The organism is Leclercia sp. LTM14, from assembly GCF_023736175.1.
GTDB classification, from domain to species: domain Bacteria; phylum Pseudomonadota; class Gammaproteobacteria; order Enterobacterales; family Enterobacteriaceae; genus Enterobacter; species Enterobacter barmai.
The window spans coordinates 50,081-71,370 of the sequence record NZ_JAIKTT010000001.1; the positions used below are offsets into that span (position 1 = coordinate 50,081).

The window sequence follows — 21,290 nt, forward strand, 5'->3', positions numbered from 1 at the left end:
CCTCCCTACGGAGGCTTTTTTATGTTTACTCATCACCTTTCTTCTGGCTCAGGCCGTACTCGCGCAGCTTGTTGGCGATAGCGGTGTGCGACACCCCCAGCCTTTTCGCCAGCTTACGGGTGCTGGGATAGTTACGGTACAGCTGAGTCAGCACCGAGCGTTCAAAGCGGCTGGTAATGTCATCCAGCGATCCTTCCATCGCCTCTTCCCCTACTGCCACCGTTCCGGCGTCATAATCCGGCAGTAAAATATCCTGCGGTCGCAGTTCATAGCCTTCAAGCTGGGTCAGGGCACGGTAGATCGCGTTTTTGAGCTGACGGATATTTCCCGGCCAGCCGTAGCGAGTCAGCACCGTGTTGAGATCCGCCGAGAACTTCGGACGAGGAATGCCCTGCTCGTCGGCAAAGCGGGCCACAAACAGCTCGGTCAACGGCATGATGTCCTGCGGGCAGTCGCGCAGCGGTGGGATGTTCAGGGTCAGTACATTCAGACGGTAATAGAGGTCTTCCCGGAACACGCCCTTCTGCACCAGCTCCACCAGGTTCTTCTGGGTGGCGCAGATGACGCGCACATCCACATGCACCTCATGATCTTCCCCCACCCGACGGAAGGTGCCGTCATTAAGGAAGCGTAGCAGTTTCGCCTGCATGCGCGGCGACATTTCGCCGATCTCATCCAGCAGCACCGATCCGCCGTTGGCCTGCTCGAAGAAGCCTTTTTTACCTTCCGGCGCGTGGCCGAACAGTTCGCTTTCAACGGCATCTTCCGGAATGGAAGCGCAGTTCAGCGCCAGGTAAGGTTTGGCCGCGCGCGGACCTGCCTGATGCACCGCATGGGCCAGCAGATCTTTGCCGGTGCCGGTATCGCCGGTAATAAGAAGCGGCGCGGTGAGGTTCGCCAGCTTACGTGCCTGATCCACCACGTGACGCATTTTCGGGCTGACGGCGATTATCTGGCTGAAGGCACCCATATCCTGGCTGGACAGATTCTGCAGCTGGCGCCCCATACGTACCGTGGAGCGCAGCATGATCACCGAGCCGGTCAGGGTTCTGTCGTCGTTTTCGCCCTGCAGATAAACCGGGGTGATCTCCATCAGGAAGTTCTGTCCGTTGATGATCACATGCTCGCTGTGGGTCGAGCGCGGGCTGCTCTCGAGCCAGCGCTGGAAATTGAAGCCAGGGATCAGCTGGGCGGCGTTGTGGTTGCTCAGTTTCTCTGGCTCCTGGGCAAACAGCTGGCAGCTCGCCAGGTTTGCCCGGTCAATTTTGCCCTTCAGATCCAGGGATAAAAACGGCTCAGGCATCGCTTCCAGCAGCGCGCTCAGCGCCAGATGTTCACGTTCGGAGGGCATCCATGGCACGGTGCGCACATCCGTAACGCCAGCGATACGGCGGATTTCAGCCATTAAGCTGCTGAATGTATCGAAGGCAATTTCAGCAAAATTCAGGTAAATCTTCCCGATTGGGTCAATCTCAATTCCGCGCAGGTCAATACTCCGCAAAACAAGGAGATCGAGTAACTCGCGAGTCAGGCCGAGACGGTCCTTACAAAACACTTCGAGACGCATGGGAAAATCACTCTATAAGCCGGTAACCCTGAAATGATAAGCCAGATATGCGTAATCGGGAAGATGGCTGTCAACAAATATTGACAGCCTGTGAGCGTGGTGACGGAATTTTGTTCGAGGAAGAGACGTTATTGCGGTTTTTTATTGAGTGTTTCTTTCAGCTGGCCGATTAATTCCCGACGGAAATCGCCAAGCCGGGGTTTATCGTTCTCTGTCCACGGCAGAGGACGGCACAGTTCCATCGCTTTGATCCCCAGCCGCGCGGTCAGCAATCCTGCGCCAATCCCCTGCGCCGCACGGGCAGATAGACGGGCAGCCAGGTCCTGCGACATCCAGTCCATCCCCACCTCGCGCACCAGTTCGCTGGCCCCGGCGAAGGCCATATTGAGCAGCACCAGGCGGAACAGGCGCAAGCGGCTGTAATAACCCAGCTCAATACCATACAGCGTGGCAATGCGGTTGATCAGACGCAGGTTGCGCCAGGCGATAAAGGCCATATCCACCAGCGCCAGCGGGCTGACGGCAATCATCAGCGTCGATTCTGCCGCCGAGCGGCTGATCTCCCGCCGCGCCTGGCTGTCCAGCACCGGCTGCACCAGATGGGCATACAGCGAGACCACTTCCCGGTCGTTTTGCGTTTCGTGAATGGCTGCGTACCAGCGCTGCAGCGCCGGGTGAGACTGATCGAGCCCGGCCTGTTTTGCCAGCTTTTCACAAAATGCCCGCCCGTTACCGGTGCCGTGGCTGTGCAGCAGATCCCGCGCTTCATCCCGCTCGTGGGCACGCTGGCGCAGCCGCCACAGACGTCGCCATTCGGTCGCGATCGAGCCCACGCCCGCCCCGACAATCAGGGCACCGGCCGCGCATCCGCCCAGCGCCACCCAGTCCTGGTTTTGCCAGGCGTTAATCGCCCACTGCACGCCTTGCCCCACCACTGTTACGCCCGCCACTACCAGACCCGCGCTGACCATTTTGCGCCACAGGCTACGTTTAGGCCGCAGCGCAGCCTCAACGACGGCTTCGGCCTGCCCCTCTTCGGCCGGGAGCATATCGGTCACCACCGGGGCAAAGTTCCCGGCCTGGGCGTCATCAAAGGTTTGAGCCGCTTTGAAGGCTTCGCGATTTTCCTCTTCCAGAGTGCCGGTAAAATCCATCCGCGGTTTTAAGGGTTCGGTCATCGCAATTTATCTCCAATTAAAAACTCCAGCGCGGCATCCAGGCGAATATGGGGTAGCGGCTGGTCAACATTCATGGTCTGCGGGCGGAAGGCTTCAAACTGGAAGCCCTGCTTCTCCCAGAACGCCTGACCGGGCAGCCGGGCAGGGACTTCGCCAGGATAGACCGTCAGCGGGGCCCGTCGATCAGACGATGGCCGCGCAGCGCCGGGATCTTATCGCCATTAACGTCAATCAGGCCACTCTGGGTGGCCTGCACCGAAGCCAGGCCCAGACAGTCCATGCTGATGCCCTCAAACGCGGCGTTCTGCCAGGCATCCTGAACCAGCTGTTGCAGGAGCGACACCATATTGGCGTGCTGATCCACCGTGACGTGATCCGCCTTGGTGGCGGCAAACAGCAGCTTGTCGATCACCGGGGAGAACAGACGCCGGAACAGCGTGCGCTGCCCGTAGTGGAAGCTCTGCATCAGCTGGGTGAGCGCGAGGCGCATGTCGTTGAAGGCCTGCGGTCCGCTGTTGAGCGGCTGGAGGCAGTCCACCAGCACAATCTGGCGGTCGAAGCGTAAAAAGTGGTTGGTATAAAAGCCCTTGACCACTTTTTCACAGTAATAGTTGAAGCGCTCGCGCAGCATACCGGCGTTGGTGTGTTTGTCGGCCTGGGCAAGTTTTGACTCGCCAAAGGCGTCCACGTCCGGCCACGGGAAAAACTGCAGCGCCGGCGCGCCCGCCATATCCCCCGGCAGTACAAAGCGGCCAGGCTGAATGAAGTGCAGGCCCTCTTTCTTGCACTGGTGCAGATAATCGGTCCAGGCTTCAGAGATCGCCGCCAGCCGGTTTTCGTCGGCAGGGGCCAGCGGATCGAGCCCCTCACAGAGCGAACGCCAGCGGGCGGACCACTCCGCACGTTGCCCCTGTAACAGGCCGGTCATCTGCCGCGACCAGCTGAGATAATCCTGGGTCAGCATCGGCAGATCGAGCAGCCATTCGCCAGGATAGTCGACGATCTCCAGATAGAGAGTCGAAGTCTCTTTGAAGTGACGCAGCAGCGAATCGTTGGAGCGAAAGCGCAGCGCCAGACGGATTTCGCTCACCCCGCGGGTGGGCGTCGGCCAGGTCGGCGGCGAGCCGTACAGCTGGGCCAGCCCTTCGTCATAGGTAAAACGGGGAATGCCGAAGTCGCGCTGGGGCACGCGCTTCACGCCGAGCAGACGCTCTTCGCGCACCGCACTCAGCAGGGGCAAACGCGCTCCGGCATGCAGGTTAAGGAGTTGATTGACCATCGCCGTGATAAAGGCGGTTTTGCCGCTGCGGCTCAGTCCGGTGACCGCCAGGCGCAAATGACGGTCAACCCCACGATTAACCAGAGAATTGAGTTCATTTTTAAGTCGCTTCATCGCCGTCCTGTTTTGCCTGAAGGAATTATTGTTGTGAGAAATATGACATGGGGGCAAGGAGAAAGGAATAAAAGCAGCGCAACGGCACGTCCAGTAATGTGCCGTTGCTGGTTATTTCAGTTTAGTGGAAAGTCGGTTGGCGAACTTCTTCAGCATCGGCTCGAGCGCCACCGCAAGCAGCATGCGGACAGGCTTACGGGCGACCGATTTAATCGCCCAGCCCGCTACGCCCGCCGGGCCGTAACGCAGTGCGGTCAGTAATACCAGTTTCCCTGCGATTTTCATGCCCGGCTTAACGCGCTGCCCGGCCTGTTGCCAGCGTTGGTTCATATCAGGTCTCTCAGTTAAAGCTGACGAAAACGGCTTCGCAGCGTAAAGGTGTCAGAGGTGACGTACCGCTCCATTTCCCGCAGGCGCTTTTCGCCTGCCGACAGTTCGGCATCCACCGCATCCAGTAATTCACTGCTGGTGGGGGCATTGTCATCGCTCATCGCGCCGTCCGGCATCGGGTCCAGCACGAAGGATAAAATGATATAGGCCACCAGGGTAATAAAGGCCAGGCCAAAGAAAATGGAGAGCACCGTCACCACGCGTACCAGTTTCACCGGCACGTCGAGGTAATGCGCCAGCCCGGCACAGACGCCGCGTACCATCCCCTGCTGGGGTATACGCCATAATTTTTTATTCAGGTTCAGAGCCATTAGCGATCCCTCCAGTTCGGATGTTCCGCATCCAGGATCGCTTCCAGCGCCTGAATACGTTCGCGCATTTTATTTGCGTCCTGAGTTAATTGCGCCAGGCGCTGGTGTTCGCTTTGCGACAGCTCTCCCCGGGAAGAACGGTTACTGTAGTGCAGCCACAACCAGATCGGCAGGACAAACAGCACGAAAATGGTCAGCGGAATGGCAAGAAAAAGCGCGCTCATGTCTACTCCTTGTTTTATGAGTGGCGGCGCCAGCAGGCGCCGCAGTCGTTATTATTGGTTGTCTTGTTTCATTCTGGCCTTCAGCGCGGCCAGTTGCTCGCTGATTTCATCATCCGCTTTCAGATCGGCAAACTGCTGCTCCAGCGTTTTCTGTTTGCCAAAGCTGTGGCTTTCCGCCTCGGCTTCCATCTGATCGATACGGCGTTCGAAGGATTCGAAGCGGGCCATCGCCTCGTCAATCTTGCCGCTGTCGAGCTGACGGCGCACATCGCGCGAAGAGTTGGCGGCCTGGTGACGCAGCGTCAGGGCCTGCTGACGGGCGCGTGTTTCGCTCAGCTTGTTCTCCAGCTCCGCAATCTCTTTCTTCATGCGGGTGAGCGTTTCATCCACCAGGGTCACTTCCTGCTCCAGGGTAGCGACGATATCGGTCAGCTTCTGTTTTTCGATCAGCGCAGAGCGGGCCAGATCGTCTTTATCTTTACGCAGCGCCAGCTCCGCTTTTTCCTGCCATTCGGCCTGCTGGGCGGTCGCCTGCTCAATACGGCGCGTCAGCTGTTTCTTTTCGGCCAGCGCCCGGGCAGAGGTGGAGCGCACTTCAACCAGCGTATCTTCCATCTCCTGAATCATCAGACGGACCAGCTTCTGCGGATCTTCCGCCTTTTCCAGCAGCGAGTTGATGTTGGCGTTCACGATGTCGGCAAAACGAGAAAAAATACCCATAATTGAATCCTCACATTTTCTGTTATCGGGCTGAGCCCTGCTGTTTAGCTAATACAATTCCCGTGCCAGTTTTTTATCTTATTGATTTTACGCGAGGTGATTGCTTTTTCGCCCAACCCGCCCTACTCTCGCTTAGTGAATCACACCAATAAGTGGTTAATTTCATCATGGCTGAATTTAAAGACACATTACTGGGGGAAGCCAACAGCTTTCTCGAAGTGCTGGAGCAGGTCTCCAGGCTGGCGCCGCTGAATAAGCCAGTGCTGATTATCGGCGAGCGTGGCACGGGTAAAGAGCTGATTGCCAACCGCCTTCATTACCTCTCCGGGCGCTGGGATGGACCGTTTATCTCCCTGAACTGCGCCGCGCTGAATGAAAATTTGCTCGATACCGAACTCTTTGGCCACGAGGCGGGGGCCTTTACCGGCGCGCAGCGTCGCCATCCCGGCCGCTTTGAACGCGCCGATGGCGGCACGCTGTTCCTGGATGAGCTTGCGACCGCCCCGATGCTGGTGCAGGAAAAACTGCTGCGGGTCATTGAGTATGGCGAACTGGAGCGCGTGGGCGGCAGCCAGCCGCTGCAGGTAAACGTGCGCCTGGTGTGCGCCACTAACGCCAACCTGCCGGAGATGGTCGAGCAGGACAGGTTCCGTGCCGACCTGCTGGATCGGCTGGCGTTTGACGTTGTAAACCTGCCGCCGCTGCGCGAACGGCGCAGCGATATCATGCTGCTGGCCGAGCAGTTTGCCATTCAGATGTGCCGCGAGCTGGGTCTGCCGCTGTTTCCCGGCTTCAGCCAGCACGCCCGGGAAACGCTGCTGGACTACCGCTGGCCGGGCAATATTCGTGAGCTGAAAAACGTGGTTGAGCGCTCCGTCTACCGCCACGGCAGCAGCGAAACCGAGCTGGATGAGATTGTGATCGATCCTTTTCATCGTCCCGCGCAGTCGCCTGTCAGTAAACCTCAATCTGCAAGCCCCACTCTGCCGCTGGATTTGCGTTTGTTCCAGCAGGAACAGGAGAAGCAGTTGCTGGAACAGAGCCTGCGCGAGGCGAAATTTAATCAGAAACGCGCGGCTGAACTGCTGGGCCTGACCTACCATCAGTTAAGGGCATTGCTCAAAAAGCATCAGATGCGCTGAGATATTCAGCACTTATCCGCAGACATTTTTACGAAGCAGGTGTAAGTGCGATACACTTTGCAGATCGTCACTAAAAACCTTAAAAATTATGCGTCTGGTTTTCTCATCCCTGATTGCGCTCGGTCTGCTCAGTAGCCAGGCCTTTGCCGCGCCTGAGCAGGCGGATAGCGCGGATATTCGCGACAGCGGCTTTGTCTACTGCGTAAGTGGGCAGGTCAATACCTTCAATCCGCAAAAAGCGAGCAGCGGCCTGATCGTCGACACCCTCGCCGCCCAGCTCTATGACCGCCTGCTGGATGTGGATCCTTATACCTATCGTCTGGTGCCGGAGCTGGCTGAAAGCTGGGAAGTGCTGGACAGCGGTGCCACGTACCGTTTTCGTCTGCGCGATGACGTCAGCTTCCAGACCACACCGTGGTTTAAGCCCACCCGCAAACTCAATGCGGATGATGTGGTTTTCACCTTCCAGCGCATTTTTAACCGCAACCATCCGTGGCACTACGTTAATGGCGGCAACTTCCCCTACTTCGACAGCCTGCAGTTTGCCGACACGGTGAAGAACGTGCGCAAACTGGATAACCGAACGGTGGAGTTCACCCTGGCGCGCCCGGACGCCTCTTTCCTGTGGCATCTGGCGACGCACTACGCCTCGGTGATGTCTTCTGAGTACGCCACCCAGTTGACCCTGCAGGATAAAATGGAGCTGATGGACCGCCAGCCGGTAGGCACCGGGCCATTCCAGGTTGAGGAGTACCGGGCCGGGCAGTACGTGCGTCTGGCGCGCCATGAGAAATTCTGGCGCGGCACGCCACTGATGCCGCAGGTGGTGGTGGATTTAGGCTCCGGCGGAACAGGGCGTCTGTCGAAACTGCTCACCGGCGAATGCGATGTTCTGGCATGGCCCGCCGCCAGCCAGCTCACCATCCTGCGCGACGATCCGCGCCTGCGTCTGACCCTGCGCCCGGGCATGAATATCGCCTATCTGGCCTTCAACACTAACAAGCCGCCGCTGAACAACCCGGCCGTTCGCCACGCCCTGGCGCTGGCGATCAATAACCAGCGCCTGATGCAGTCCATTTATTACGGTACCGCCGAAACTGCCGCCTCAATCTTGCCCCGCGCCTCGTGGGCTTACGATAGCGAGGCTAAAATTACTGAATACAATCCGGATAAATCACGCGAACAGCTGAAGGCGCTGGGGGCTGAAAACCTCACCCTGCAGTTGTGGGTGCCCACCAGCTCCCAGGCCTGGAACCCCAGCCCGCTGAAAACCGCCGAGCTGCTGCAGGCAGACCTCGCGCAGGTGGGGGTCAAAGTCGTGATTATCCCGGTAGAAGGCCGTTTTCAGGAGGCGCGCCTGATGGACATGAACCATGATTTGACCCTGACAGGCTGGGCGACAGACAGTAACGACCCGGACAGTTTCTTCCGTCCGCTGCTGAGCTGTGCGGCGATTGATTCCCAGACCAACTACGCCCACTGGTGCAACCGCGAGTTTGACGACATCCTGCGTAAAGCGCTGTCGACCCAGCAGCTGGCGGCGCGCATCGATGCCTATGATGAAGCGCAAATTATTCTCGCCAAAGAGCTGCCGGTGCTGCCCCTGGCCTCGTCCCTGCGTCTGCAGGCGTACCGTTACGATATTAAAGGTCTGGTGCTCAGCCCGTTTGGTAATGCGTCCTTTGCCGGCGTCTCCCGCGTGAACCAGGAAGAGGTGAAAAAACCGTGATTATTTTTACCTTACGTCGGCTGCTGTTGCTGCTGATCACCCTCCTCTTCCTGACCTTTGTCGGCTTCAGTCTGAGCTACTTTACCCCTCACGCGCCGCTCCAGGGTGCTTCCCTGTGGAACGCGTGGTGGTTCTGGTTTGAAGGGGTGCTGCACTGGGACTTCGGTGTCTCCAGCATTAACGGCCAGCCCATCGCCGAGCAGCTGAAAGAGGTGTTCCCCGCCACCATGGAGCTGTGCATCCTGGCCTTCGGCTTTGCGCTGGTTGTGGGGATCCCGGTCGGAATGCTCGCCGGGATCACCCGCAACAAGTGGCAGGACAAGCTGATCAGCGCGTTCGCCCTGCTCGGGTTTTCGGTTCCCGTCTTCTGGCTGGCGCTGCTGCTGACCCTCTTTTTCTCGCTGACGCTGGGCTGGCTGCCGGTGTCCGGGCGTTTTGACCTGCTGTACGCGGTGAAAACCGTGACCGGATTCGCCATTATTGACGCCTGGCTCTCAGATTCGGTCTGGCGGCATGAGATGATCATCAGCGCCGTGCGCCACATGGTGTTACCGGTGCTGGCGCTGGCCGTGGCACCGACCACGGAGGTGATCCGCCTGATGCGCATCAGCACCAGCGAAGTCTTTGATCAAAACTATGTTAAAGCTGCCGCCACGCGCGGGTTGTCGCGGTTTACCATTTTACGTCGCCACGTGTTGCATAATGCCCTGCCGCCGGTGATCCCGCGTCTTGGCCTGCAGTTCTCCACCATGCTGACGCTGGCGATGATCACCGAGATGGTCTTCAGCTGGCCCGGCCTCGGTCGCTGGCTGATCAACGCCATTCGCCAGCAGGACTATGCCGCGATCTCCGCGGGCGTAATGGTGATTGGCGCGCTGGTGATCATCGTTAATGTGATATCCGATATTCTGGGCGCTATGGCTAACCCGCTGAAACATAAGGAATGGTATGCCTTACGATAGCGTTTATAGTGAAAAGCGCACGCCCGGTGCGTTGCGCACCGTGTGGCGTAACTTCTATGGCGACACCACGGCGATGATCGGCCTGTACGGCTGCGGCGGCCTCGCGCTGCTGTGCATCCTCGGATCCTGGTTTGCGCCCTACGGCATCGACCAGCAGTTCCTCGGCTACCAGCTGCTGCCGCCGTCCTGGTCGCGCTACGGCGAAGTCTCCTTCTTCCTCGGTACCGACGACCTCGGGCGCGATGTGTTAAGTCGTCTGCTGAGCGGTGCTGCGCCAACGGTGGGCGGTGCCTTTGTGGTCACGCTGGCCGCCACGCTGTGTGGTCTGCTGTTAGGCATTGTTGCCGGCGCGACCCACGGTTTGCGCTCGGCGGTGACGAACCATATTCTTGATACGCTGCTGTCGATCCCCTCGCTGCTGCTGGCGATTATCGTGGTGGCTTTTGCCGGACCGCATCTGACCCACGCCATGTTTGCGGTGTGGCTGGCGCTGCTGCCGCGCATGGTGCGTTCGGTCTACAGCCTGGTGCATGATGAGCTGGAAAAAGAGTACGTGGTGGCCGCCCGTCTCGATGGCGCCACCACCTTAAATATTCTGTGGTTCGCGGTGCTGCCCAATATCGCCTCCGGGATGGTCACGGAAATTACCCGCGCCCTGTCGATGGCGATCCTCGATATTGCTGCCCTCGGTTTTCTCGATCTTGGCGCACAGCTGCCCTCTCCGGAATGGGGCGCAATGCTGGGCGACGCGCTGGAACTGATCTACGTAGCGCCCTGGACGGTGATGCTGCCGGGTGCGGCAATTATGATTAGCGTATTACTGGTGAACCTGCTTGGCGACGGGATCCGTCGCGCCATTGTGGCGGGGGTGGAATAATGCCGTTACTGGATATTCGCAATCTGACGATTGAATTTAAAACCGGCGAAGGCTGGGTCAAAGCGGTCGATCGCGTCAGCATTACCCTGAGCGAGGGCGAGATCCGCGGTCTGGTGGGTGAATCAGGTTCAGGCAAGAGCCTGATTGCGAAAGCGATCTGCGGCGTGGCGAAAGATAACTGGCGCGTCACCGCCGACCGTATGCGTTTCGATGATATCGACCTGCTGCGCCTTTCCGCTCGCGAGCGGCGTAAGCTGGTAGGTCACAACGTGTCGATGATTTTCCAGGAGCCGCAATCCTGTCTCGATCCGTCGGAGCGTGTGGGCAAACAGCTGATGCAGAATATCCCCGGCTGGACCTATAAGGGCCGCTGGTGGCAGCGTTTTGGCTGGCGCAAACGCCGGGCCATCGAGCTGTTACACCGGGTGGGGATCAAGGATCACAAAGACGCCATGCGCAGCTTCCCGTATGAGCTGACCGACGGTGAGTGTCAGAAAGTGATGATCGCCATTGCGCTGGCCAACCAGCCGCGCCTGCTGATCGCCGACGAACCGACCAACGCCATGGAGCCCACCACCCAGGCGCAAATTTTCCGCCTGCTCACCCGGCTTAACCAGAACAATAACACCACCATTTTGCTAATCAGCCATGACCTGCAGATGCTGAGCAAATGGGCGGACAAGATTGACGTGATGTACTGCGGGCAGACAGTAGAGACCGCCGGCAGCGAAGACCTGATCACCACACCGCATCACCCTTATACCCAGGCGCTGATCCGTGCGATCCCCGATTTTGGCAGCTCCATGCCGCATAAAAGCCGCCTGAATACTCTGCCGGGCGCTATTCCGCTGCTGGAGCACCTGCCGATTGGCTGTCGACTGGGACCGCGCTGTCCGTATGCCCAGCGGAAATGCATTGAAACCCCGCGCCTGGCCGGGGCAAGGAACCATCTGTATGCCTGCCATTTCCCGCTGAACATGGAGAGAGAGTGACATGGTCGAAACCCTGCTGGAAGTGCGCAATCTGAGTAAGACCTTTCGCTATCGCACCGGCTTATTCCACCGCCAGACCGTCGAAGCGGTAAAGCCGCTGAGCTTTACCCTGCGCGAAAAGCAGACTCTGGCGATCATCGGTGAAAACGGCTCCGGGAAATCAACGCTGGCGAAAATGCTGGCCGGGATGATCGAGCCTTCCGATGGTGAAGTGCTGATTGACGACCACCTGCTGAAATTTGGCGATTACTCGTTCCGCAGCCAGCGGATCAGGATGATTTTTCAGGATCCGTCGACGTCGCTGAACCCGCGCCAGCGTATCTCGCAGATCCTCGATTTTCCGCTGCGTCTGAATACCGACCTTGAGCCGGAGGCGCGGCGTAAACAGATTATCGAGACCCTGCGAATGGTTGGGCTGCTGCCCGATCACGTCAGCTATTATCCGCACATGTTGGCACCGGGCCAGAAACAGCGTCTGGGTCTGGCCCGCGCGCTGATCCTGCGTCCAAAAGTGATCATCGCCGACGAAGCGCTGGCCTCGCTGGATATGTCGATGCGTTCACAGTTAATCAACCTGATGCTGGAATTGCAGGAAAAACAGGGTATCTCGTATATCTACGTGACCCAGCATCTGGGAATGATGAAGCACATCAGCGATCAGGTGCTGGTGATGCATGAGGGCTCGGTGGTGGAGCGCGGCAGTACCGCCTCGGTGCTGGCCGCACCGCTTCACGATTTGACCAAACGTTTAATTGCTGGCCATTTTGGTGAAGCCTTAACCGCCGATGCCTGGCGAAAAGATCGCTGACCCACACCGTGTGGAGTGGTCGGATTAACACTGTACGCGACACATGCTATTATCGCCGCGTTTTAACGACGGTTGTCCAAACAGATGACGGCCGCCACAACAATGAATATAAGGATTAAGAGCTATGGGTTTTCTTTCCGGTAAGCGTATTCTGGTGACTGGCGTTGCCAGCAAACTGTCCATCGCATACGGCATCGCACAGGCTATGCATCGCGAAGGCGCTGAGCTGGCATTCACCTACCAGAACGACAAGCTGAAAGGCCGCGTAGAAGAGTTTGCCGCGCAGCTGGGTTCCAGCATTGTTCTGGAATGCGACGTTGCACAAGATGAAAGCATCGATGGCATGTTCGCTGAGCTGGCAAAAACCTGGCCGAAATTTGACGGTTTCGTTCACTCCATCGGCTTTGCACCGGGCGACCAGCTGGACGGCGATTACGTGAACGCAGTCACCCGTGAAGGCTTCAAAATCGCACACGACATCAGCTCCTACAGCTTTGTAGCGATGGCAAAATCCTGCCGCTCCATGCTGAACCCAGGCGCTGCCCTGCTGACCCTTTCCTACCTGGGTGCTGAGCGCGCAATCCCTAACTACAACGTGATGGGTCTGGCGAAAGCCTCTCTGGAAGCCAACGTACGCTATATGGCGAACGCGATGGGTCCAGAAGGCGTGCGCGTAAACGGTATCTCTGCGGGTCCAATCCGTACTCTGGCTGCTTCCGGCATCAAAGACTTCCGTAAAATGCTGGCACACTGCGAAGCGGTTACCCCAATCCGTCGCACCGTGACCATCGAAGACGTGGGTAACTCCGCGGCATTCCTGTGCTCTGACCTCTCTGCTGGCATCTCCGGCGAAGTGGTTCACGTTGACGGCGGTTTCAACATCGCTGCAATGAACGAGCTGGAAATCAAATAAGTTCGTAACCTTCCCGCTCCGGCGGGAAGGTTCTTCTCCCGTTCAGCCCCCCGCTTTCCCCTCGTTATTCCGTTCCGCTATTTGTTATCACCTAACAATATTTTTCCGCTTATCCAGCTTACGCCAGGATATTGATCGCTATTATGAGATCAAGGAACGCACATGGAACAACGCTGTATTTCTGGCAAAGGCCACTGGTATCATGAGACCCAGTCCAGTAGCAGCCCGACGGAAGTCCTGCCTTTGGTTCCCGAAGCCGCACAGGTCGCGGATCGTTTTTTGCTGAACCTCGTTTTACCAGCGACGCTGCTTGCCGCCTGTGAACGCTGGTTAACCCCGGCCCGGACGCTGTGCGACCTCTTTTTCCCGCGTACCCTGACGGTTACCCGACTGCGCACGTTGAGCGCGTATGACCGTTTCAGCACCGCCCTGACCGTGGCGCAGGTCTGCGGCGTGCAGCGTCTGTGTAACCACTACGCCGCCCTCCTCGCCCCGCTCCCCGGCCCCGACTCCTCCCGTGAAAGCAATCGCCGCCTCGCCCAAATCACTCAGTATGCCCGCCAGCTTGCCAGCTCGCCGGACGTGATCGACAGCAAAGCGCAGCAGGGGCTCGATGAAGTGGGCCTGACGGTGTATGACATTGTGACCATCAACCAGATTATCGGCTTCGTCGGCTTTCAGGCGCGCGTGGTGGCGGTCTTTCAGGCTCTGCTCGGCCACCCTGTTCGCTGGCTGCCGGGACACCACATTCAGCCTCACGCCCTGCCCGACGATAACACTTTGAATACATGGCAGCCCGCCGTACCGGGGGTCGAGCGATGTCAGGCCAGCCCAGAGCAGTTGGCGTCCCTTGAACGCTGGCAGGAGGAGCCGCTACTGCAGCAGCTTACGCCGGTGTTGTGTCATGAACCGGCAATCCTCGATCAAACAGGTGAAATTCTGGTCAGTGGCATTCACGCAGAATATGAAAACGACGAGTCGGTAAAGCGTGCCGTAGAGCAACTGGCGCGATCGCCGGACCAGTTTAGCGCCGCGCAGTTTACCCCGCTGACGAATGCCGGGCAGCCGCCGGTACAGGCCATCAACCTGCTTACCTGGAGCGCTTTTTGCGGTTGGCTGAACCGTCTGAAAATCGCCATCGGCAGGGGCGAATAACCACACTAATGACCTAAAGAGCGCTTGCTGTAACAGTGAGATTCGCGTAAAACTGTCAGCCGCTCATATGGCTACGAAAATAGATCACTATGCTCCAGGACAACCCGCTGCTAGCGCAGCTTAAACAGCAACTGCATTCCCAGACGCCACGCGCTGAAGGGGTCGTAAAAGCCACGGAAAAAGGCTTTGGCTTCCTTGAAGTCGATGCGCAGAAAAGTTACTTCATTCCGCCTCCGCAGATGAAGAAGGTGATGCACGGCGATCGTATTACGGCCGTGATCCATAGCGAAAAGGATCGTGAATCCGCCGAGCCTGAAGAATTAATTGAACCCTTCCTGACCCGTTTTGTGGGTAAGGTACTGAGAAAAGATGACCGTCTGTCCATCGTTCCGGACCATCCCCTGCTGAAAGACGCCATCCCCTGCCGCGCTGAGCGTGGCGTGACCCATGATTTCAAAGAAGGTGACTGGGCCGTGGCAGAAATGCGCCGTCATCCTCTGAAGGGCGATCGCGGTTTTTATGCTGAACTGACCCAGTTTATTACCTTCGGCGACGACCATTTCGTGCCGTGGTGGGTCACTCTCGCACGCCATAACCTCGAAAAAGAGGCCCCGGAGGGCGCAGCGACAGAGATGCTGGACGAAGGTCTGGAGCGTCGCGATCTGACCGCCCTCAATTTTGTTACCATCGACAGCGCCAGCACCGAAGATATGGACGATGCGCTGTATGTTGAAGAGCAGGCTGACGGCAAACTGCTGTTAACCGTAGCGATTGCCGATCCTACGGCCTGGATCGCTGAAGGTACACCGCTTGATAACGCGGCCAAAATCCGTGCCTTTACCAACTATCTGCCGGGCTTCAACATCCCAATGCTGCCGCGTGAGCTGTCTGATAATTTATGCTCGCTGCGCGCCAACGAAGTGCGTCCGGTCCTGGCGTGTCGCATGACCATCGCTGCCGACGGCACGATTGAAGAGAATATCGAGTTCTTTGCCGCGCTTATCGAATCGAAAGCCAAGCTGGTATATGACGAGGTCTCTGACTGGCTGGAAAACAGCGGCACCTGGCAGCCAGAATCTGATGCTATTGCCGAACAGATCCGCCTGCTGCAGCGCGTCTGCCTGAGCCGTAGCGAATGGCGTAAAACCCATGCGCTGGTGTTCAAGGATCGTCCTGACTACCGCTTCATTCTCGGTGAAAAAGGCGAAGTGCTGGATATCGTTGCTGAACCACGTCGCATCGCTAACCGTATCGTTGAAGAGTCGATGATTGCGGCCAATATCTGTGCGGCCCGCGTCCTGCGCGACAAGCTTGGATTTGGCATCTATAACGTGCACACCGGTTTTGATCCCGCCAACAGCGAAGCGCTGGCGGCCCTGCTGAAAACGCACGATGTGCATGTGGATCCGCAGGAAGTCCTGACCCTGAACGGTTTCTGTAAACTGCGCCGTGAACTGGATGCTCAGCCGTCTGGTTTCCTCGACAGCCGCATCCGTCGTTTCCAGTCCTTCGCTGAGATCAGCACCGAGCCAGGCCCGCACTTTGGCCTGGGTCTGGAAGCCTACGCCACCTGGACGTCGCCGATTCGTAAGTATGGCGATATGGTTAACCACCGCCTGCTTAAAGCGATCGTCAAAGGTGAAACCATTGCCCGTCCGCAGGACGACGCTACCGTGCAGATGGCCGAGCGTCGTCGCCTTAACCGCATGGCGGAACGTGATGTCGGTGACTGGCTGTATGCCCGCTTCCTGAAAGACAAAGCCGGAACCGACACCCGTTTTGCCGCTGAGATCATCGATATCAGCCGTGGCGGCATGCGCGTGCGTCTGGTGGATAACGGCGCCGTGGCCTTCATTCCAGCGCCGTTCCTGCACGCCGTGCGTGACGAACTGGTCTGCAGCCAGGAAAACGGCACCGTGCAGATCAAAGGTGAAGTGGCGTATAAAGTGACCGAAGTTATTGACGTGACTATCGCTGAAGTGCGCATGGAAACACGCAGCGTTATCGCCCGCCCTGCTGTCTGATTGTTGTCTGCTTAAAGGTCGGTTCACTCATTGCGGGCGAGCCGATTTTTTTTGTATTAACCTCACATTCATCATTTTTCCTTACCATTACCCCCCACAAATTCCGAAAAGCGATCACACTTATTAACGATAATCTGTTGAACTTCATAAGGTGTGACCGGAATATTCATTCGTCTGTATCCTTTTTTGCTAATCTCGTTCTAATATAAGAATACTGGGAAAAAACAATAAGTTTAGCTCGGCATTACCGCTATTTTAACGCGATTAAACCGACTGGAAATGCACGATGTGTGCAATTAAGTGCGCCTGGGAGAGAGCATGATTGACGATCTGGAGCAAAATTTGCTGTTTCGTTACATGGGCACCCACAGTCCCTGGTGGCGACTGACGGCGGACAGCAATGCGCTCCATCTTGCGGCCAGCGAAAGCGCCGAGACCACTCAGGTGGTGGCGCTGACTGACGAGCAGGCCGACAGCATTCGCCAGATGACGGTCATCACCTCCAGCATCACCATGACGCTCTCCCTGTACGGAACTGATGTGCCGGTGCACCTCGTGGGCCGTAAAACCACTAAAAAAGAGTGGGCCGGCACCGCCTCCGCCTGGAATGACACCCCCTCCGTCGCCCGGGATCTGGCCCAGGGTTTATCCTTTGCCGAACAGGTGGTTTCTGAGGCCAACTCGGTGATTGTTATCCTCGATCGGCACGGCAATATTCAACGCTTTAACCGTCTGAGCGAAGAATACACCGGGATGAAAGAGCACGAGGTCATTGGCCAGAACGTCTTTAAACTCTTTATGAGCCGCAGCGAAGCCGCTGCCTCCCGCCGCAATATCAGCGGTTTTTTTCGTGACGGCAGTTCTTATGAAGTAGAGCGCTGGATCAAGACCCGCAAAGGGCAGCGGTTATTTCTGTTTCGTAATAAATTTGTGCACAGCGGCAGCGGGAAAAACGAAATTTTTCTTATCTGTTCAGGTACGGATATCACCGAAGAACGCCGCGCGCAGGAACGCCTTCGGGTGCTCGCCAACACCGACACCATTACCGGCCTGCCAAACCGTAACGCCATCCACGATATGATCAGCGAAGCCATCGACACCCGTGGCGATGGCCAGGTCGGCGTGGTCTACCTCGATCTCGATAATTTCAAAAAAGTGAATGACGCCTACGGGCATATGTTTGGCGATCAGCTTTTGCAGGCGGTGGCGCTGGCGATCCTCAGTTGCCTGGAGGATGGGCAGGTGCTGGCGCGTCTCGGCGGCGATGAGTTTATCGTGCTGGCAACCGGCACGTCGCAGAGTGCGCTCGAAGCCATGGCTTCGCGGATCCTCACCCGACTGCGTCAGCCCTTCCGGATTGGTTTAATCGAAGTCTATACCGGCTGTTCGCTGGGTATTTCCCTCGCCCCACAGCACGGCACCGATCGCGAAAGCGTGATCCGCAATGCCGATACCGCGATGTATACCGCAAAAGAGAACGGGCGCGGCACGTTCTGCGTCTTCTCGCCGGAGATGAATCAGCGTGTCTTTGAATATCTGTGGCTGGACACCAACCTGCGCAAAGCGCTGGATAATGACCAACTGGTGATCCACTACCAGCCTAAAATTACCTGGCGCGGCGAGGTGAGAACCCTCGAAGCGCTGGTTCGCTGGCAATCGCCGGAGCGCGGGCTGATCCCGCCGCTGGAGTTTATCTCCTACGCCGAGGAGTCCGGGCTCATCGTTCCTCTGGGGCGCTGGGTGATGCTCGATGTGGTGCGCCAGGTTGCCAAATGGCGCGACAAAGGTATTAACCTGCGCGTGGCGGTTAACGTCTCGGCCCGCCAGCTGGCGGATCAGACGATTTTCAGCGATCTGAAGCAGGCCTTAAAGGACCTGAATTTTGAGTACTGCCCGATTGATGTCGAGCTGACCGAAAGTTGTCTGATTGAAAACGAAGAGCTGGCGCTGTCGGTGATCCAGCAGTTCAGCAAGCTGGGAGCGCAGATCCACCTTGACGATTTCGGAACGGGTTATTCGTCCCTGTCGCAGCTGGCCCGTTTCCCCATTGATGCCATTAAGCTCGACCAGGCATTTGTCCGGGATATCCATAAGCAGTCGGTATCGCAGTCGCTGGTACGCGCGATTGTTGCGGTCGCTCAGGCGCTGAATTTGCAGGTGATTGCTGAAGGGGTGGAGAGCGCAAAAGAAGACGCCTTTCTGACCAAGAACGGCGTCAACGAACGACAGGGTTTTCTGTTTGCTAAGCCCATGCCCGCTGTCGCATTCGAGCGATGGTTTAAACGTTATCAGGCACGCAACGCGCGTTAACTGGCTTTACGCAGGCCCGATGCGGTGTGGCGATCCTGCAGCAGAACCAGCCGCTGCATGTAGGCCACATCCTTCGGTTGCAGGCAGAATGCCGCATCCACCCAGTCTTCGGTGATATCCATCAATTCGCTGCGCGGCAGCTGCAGGACGCGCTGACGGGCGCGCAGCATCGCTCTGACGCCATTCATTTTGGGTTGTAACGTGTCGATGAAGGTGCGCGTCGCCACGTAGCCCTGGCCGGGTTCAAACAGCACGTCCACCAGCCCGTGTTGCTCGTGCCATTCCGCGGTGTGCGACTCCCCTTTATAGATAAGCTCCTCGGCCAGCTTCATGCCTGAGCGGCGCGCGACCAGCGAGTAGCCTCCCATTCCGGGGAAGAGATTGAAGGCGATCTCCGGGAAACCTAAGCGTGCATCCCTCTGCGCCAGTAAAAAGTGGTGCGCCAACGCGGCCTCAAAGCCTCCGCCCAGCGCACTGCCCTCCACCATCGACAGGGTGATCGCCCCGGTATCAAAGCCCCGCGACGCAGCGTGGACGCAGTCCACACAGGCGCGGGCATAGGCCCGAAGCGCTTCCCGGCGACCATTCTCAATGCAGTCGACAAAGAAGCGTAAATCGCCCCCGGTGTTGTACATATCGGGCACCAGCGAACCTGTCACCCAGAAATCAACCTCAAACCCGGACTGTCGTACCAGCCACGACAGGTTCATGATCTCCTCTATCAGCGCATGATTGAAGCAGGGCCGCGGCTGGGCCCGTAACATCATCCATACGGTACGTCTCTCTTCCTCGTAATAACCGGCGAGTTGGGTGAATCGTACAGAATCAGTGAACAGTTTACAGGTAGCCTGATTGATAATTGTCATAGTCCAATTCCTCATAGAAAAAAGCGCCTTGCGCGCAGAATTAGACTAAGCCACTACTAAAATCCTCTGTATAAAAAAGCATGAAAATATCACTACCATTAATGTGCTTTCGTTAGCACACTTTTTCCCTTCTCTTTTGCCTTCAATTTCTGCATCATTGAATTTATTCACTTTTCATTTAGGGATGAGATTATGTCTGATATCGATGCACTAAAAGTTGCGCAACGTATTGATACTGTGCTGGATATTCTGGTAGCAGGCGATGTGAACTCTGCTCTTCGTAATCTCGAGATATTAAAATCAGAATTACTGACCCTCGCAGGCGAGCAGAAAGACCCCGCTGCAGTACCGCCAAAATCACCGTGGGAAGTTTGACGATCGCATTGCCTCTCGTGTTTATGTCAGTTTTCAACTAACGGCTATGCCGTTTTAATATGGATGCTATGAATTCCCGACAACAAATAATATTACAGATGGTGATCGACACAGGGCGTGTAAGCGTCGTTGATCTGGCCAAAGCGACCGGCGTATCTGAAGTCACCATCCGCCAGGATCTCAATCTTCTGGAAAAAATGAGTTACCTCCGTCGCGCCCACGGCTACGCCGTGCCGCTGGACAGCGAAGATGTCGAGACGCGTATGATGAACAATTACGCGCTGAAACGTGAACTGGCGGAGTTCGCTGCTTCTCTGGTGAATAATGGCGAAACGGTGTTTATCGAGAACGGCAGTTGTAATGCCCTGCTCGCCCGCACGCTGGCTGAACAGAAAGAAGAAGTCACCATCGTGACGGTGAGCAGCTATATTGCTCATCTGCTCAAGGAGACGCGCAGCGAAGTCATTTTGCTGGGCGGCATCTACCAGAAAAAAAGCGAAAGTATGGTTGGCCCACTTACGCGTCAGTATGTTCAGCAGGTCCATTTCAGCAAGGCCTTTATCGGCATCGACGGCTGGCAGCCTGATACCGGCTTTACCGGCCGGGACATGATGCGCTCAGACGTGGTCAATGCGGTGCTGGAAAAAGGCGGTGAGACTATTGTGCTGACCGACAGCTCTAAATTTGGTGCGGTTCACCCTTACACGATGGGCCCGGTCTCCCGTTTCAGTCGGGTGATCACCGACGAAGGCATTAAAGAGGCGCACACCACCAAACTGCAACATGACGGCCTGGTGGTCGATATCGTCAAAAAACCTGCCTGAAGCCGTTTCAACGCCCGAGAATTCGGGCGTCATTCTCCCGCCCTTCGCTCTGAGACTATTCCGAGCAATCCTTTAAGACTATTTACCTGTCGGATCAGTGATAAAGACGTAAAATTATTGTTAGCGATATAACAGGAAGTAACTATCACTTGCGTGATCTTGTAACGCCTGCGCGAACAAGTTTCATGGAAAACGGCTTGAGGGGTATTGGTTTCCACTTAAGCGAAATAATTTCCGTGGATCAATATTTCAGGAGAATGAATTATGACTTTTAACAGCAAAAAATTATCCGCTGCTATGCTGGCCGTGACGCTGGCGTTTTCCCTGAGCGCTTGCTCTAACTGGAGCAAACAAAGCCGTAACACCGCCATTGGTGCGGGTGCAGGCGCAATCGGTGGTTCAGTCCTGACCGACGGAAGCGCGCTGGGTACCCTGGGTGGTGCCGCGGTTGGTGGGATTATCGGTCACGAGGTGAGCAAGTAAATAATATACCGATTGCCACCGCAGTCGTTTGATAATGCCCTGTTATT

General features: G+C 57.0%; 20 protein-coding genes and 1 pseudogene. 13 read left to right on the plus strand and 8 right to left on the minus strand.

From position 1 onward, the window contains the following. Nucleotides 1-25 precede the first annotated feature (25 nt). The 7 genes and pseudogenes from tyrR to pspA form a co-directional block, all read right to left on the minus strand. Nucleotides 26-1,567, minus strand: a complete 1,542-nt coding sequence (gene tyrR / locus K5I40_RS00215; RefSeq protein ID WP_139565309.1) for a transcriptional regulator TyrR — start codon at nt 1,565-1,567, stop codon at nt 26-28. Nucleotides 1,568-1,695: 128 nt separating this feature from the next. Continuing rightward, nucleotides 1,696-2,745 (minus strand): YcjF family protein, encoded by a 1,050-nt coding sequence (locus K5I40_RS00220; RefSeq protein WP_223073949.1) that lies wholly within the window; start codon nt 2,743-2,745, stop codon nt 1,696-1,698. Beyond that, a pseudogene (locus K5I40_RS00225) lies at nt 2,742-4,138 on the minus strand (YcjX family protein). The gene K5I40_RS00220 and the pseudogene K5I40_RS00225 overlap by 4 nt, the downstream one beginning before the upstream one ends. 111 nt (nt 4,139-4,249) lie before the next feature. Further along, nucleotides 4,250-4,468 (minus strand): phage shock protein PspD, encoded by a 219-nt coding sequence (gene pspD, locus K5I40_RS00230; protein ID WP_223073948.1) that lies wholly within the window; start codon nt 4,466-4,468, stop codon nt 4,250-4,252. Nucleotides 4,469-4,482: 14 nt separating this feature from the next. Next, on the minus strand, nt 4,483-4,839 hold the full coding sequence (gene pspC / locus K5I40_RS00235) for an envelope stress response membrane protein PspC (protein ID WP_223073947.1): 357 nt from the start codon (nt 4,837-4,839) through the stop codon (nt 4,483-4,485). After that, nucleotides 4,839-5,063, minus strand: a complete 225-nt coding sequence (gene pspB, locus K5I40_RS00240; protein ID WP_039031876.1) for an envelope stress response membrane protein PspB — start codon at nt 5,061-5,063, stop codon at nt 4,839-4,841. Before pspB ends, pspC begins: the two co-directional genes overlap by 1 nt. Before the next feature lie 51 nt (nt 5,064-5,114). Then, complete coding sequence (gene pspA / locus K5I40_RS00245) at nt 5,115-5,783, minus strand: phage shock protein PspA (protein ID WP_223073946.1); 669 nt, start codon at nt 5,781-5,783, stop codon at nt 5,115-5,117. Nucleotides 5,784-5,950: 167 nt separating this feature from the next. On the opposite strand from pspA, the gene pspF reads away from it, so the two are divergent. The 10 genes from pspF (at nt 5,951) to pdeR (ending at nt 18,695) form a co-directional block, all read left to right on the plus strand. Then, the gene (gene pspF / locus K5I40_RS00250) at nt 5,951-6,925 is read left to right on the plus strand and encodes a phage shock protein operon transcriptional activator (RefSeq protein ID WP_039031874.1); all 975 of its coding nucleotides are present in this window, start codon (nt 5,951-5,953) and stop codon (nt 6,923-6,925) included. 88 nt (nt 6,926-7,013) lie between these two features. Beyond that, nucleotides 7,014-8,654 carry an ABC transporter substrate-binding protein SapA gene (gene sapA / locus K5I40_RS00255; protein WP_039031873.1) on the plus strand — a complete coding sequence of 547 codons (1,641 nt, stop codon included), beginning with the start codon at nt 7,014-7,016 and terminating at the stop codon, nt 8,652-8,654. After that, the gene (gene sapB, locus K5I40_RS00260) at nt 8,651-9,616 is read left to right on the plus strand and encodes a putrescine export ABC transporter permease SapB (RefSeq protein ID WP_039031872.1); all 966 of its coding nucleotides are present in this window, start codon (nt 8,651-8,653) and stop codon (nt 9,614-9,616) included. Before sapA ends, sapB begins: the two co-directional genes overlap by 4 nt. Continuing rightward, entirely contained in the window at nt 9,603-10,493 is an 891-nt protein-coding gene (sapC, locus tag K5I40_RS00265) for a putrescine export ABC transporter permease SapC (protein WP_039031871.1), read from the plus strand. The genes sapB and sapC overlap by 14 nt, the downstream gene beginning before the upstream one ends. Beyond that, nucleotides 10,493-11,485, plus strand: a complete 993-nt coding sequence (gene sapD, locus K5I40_RS00270; protein WP_039031870.1) for a putrescine export ABC transporter ATP-binding protein SapD — start codon at nt 10,493-10,495, stop codon at nt 11,483-11,485. Before sapC ends, sapD begins: the two co-directional genes overlap by 1 nt. A gap of 1 nt (nt 11,486) precedes the next feature. Further along, entirely contained in the window at nt 11,487-12,293 is an 807-nt protein-coding gene (gene sapF / locus K5I40_RS00275; RefSeq protein ID WP_138369197.1) for a putrescine export ABC transporter ATP-binding protein SapF, read from the plus strand. 124 nt (nt 12,294-12,417) lie between these two features. After that, nucleotides 12,418-13,206 (plus strand): enoyl-ACP reductase FabI, encoded by a 789-nt coding sequence (fabI, locus tag K5I40_RS00280; RefSeq protein ID WP_039031868.1) that lies wholly within the window; start codon nt 12,418-12,420, stop codon nt 13,204-13,206. Nucleotides 13,207-13,368: 162 nt separating this feature from the next. Continuing rightward, complete coding sequence (locus tag K5I40_RS00285) at nt 13,369-14,361, plus strand: CMD domain-containing protein (protein ID WP_223073945.1); 993 nt, start codon at nt 13,369-13,371, stop codon at nt 14,359-14,361. 89 nt (nt 14,362-14,450) lie between these two features. Beyond that, nucleotides 14,451-16,385: an exoribonuclease II gene (locus K5I40_RS00290; protein ID WP_223073944.1), complete on the plus strand. Its 1,935-nt coding sequence runs from the start codon at nt 14,451-14,453 to the stop codon at nt 16,383-16,385. A 318-nt stretch (nt 16,386-16,703) separates the two neighbouring features. Further along, nucleotides 16,704-18,695 carry a cyclic di-GMP phosphodiesterase gene (pdeR, locus tag K5I40_RS00295; RefSeq protein ID WP_039031865.1) on the plus strand — a complete coding sequence of 664 codons (1,992 nt, stop codon included), beginning with the start codon at nt 16,704-16,706 and terminating at the stop codon, nt 18,693-18,695. Here pdeR and K5I40_RS00300 read toward each other — a convergent pair. Continuing rightward, the gene (locus K5I40_RS00300; protein WP_139565325.1) at nt 18,692-19,561 is read right to left on the minus strand and encodes a crotonase/enoyl-CoA hydratase family protein; all 870 of its coding nucleotides are present in this window, start codon (nt 19,559-19,561) and stop codon (nt 18,692-18,694) included. The genes pdeR and K5I40_RS00300 overlap by 4 nt on opposite strands. A gap of 192 nt (nt 19,562-19,753) precedes the next feature. Between K5I40_RS00300 and K5I40_RS00305 the strand changes: the two genes are divergently transcribed. The 3 genes from K5I40_RS00305 (at nt 19,754) to osmB (ending at nt 21,243) form a co-directional block, all read left to right on the plus strand. After that, a complete protein-coding gene (locus K5I40_RS00305; RefSeq protein WP_072036731.1) occupies nt 19,754-19,936 on the plus strand; it encodes a hypothetical protein in 183 nt (60 codons plus the stop codon). A 68-nt stretch (nt 19,937-20,004) separates the two neighbouring features. Continuing rightward, nucleotides 20,005-20,760 carry a DNA-binding transcriptional regulator YciT gene (locus tag K5I40_RS00310; RefSeq protein WP_039031863.1) on the plus strand — a complete coding sequence of 252 codons (756 nt, stop codon included), beginning with the start codon at nt 20,005-20,007 and terminating at the stop codon, nt 20,758-20,760. Between the two features lie 264 nt (nt 20,761-21,024). Then, nucleotides 21,025-21,243, plus strand: a complete 219-nt coding sequence (gene osmB, locus K5I40_RS00315; protein ID WP_039031862.1) for an osmotically-inducible lipoprotein OsmB — start codon at nt 21,025-21,027, stop codon at nt 21,241-21,243. Nucleotides 21,244-21,290 lie beyond the last annotated feature (47 nt).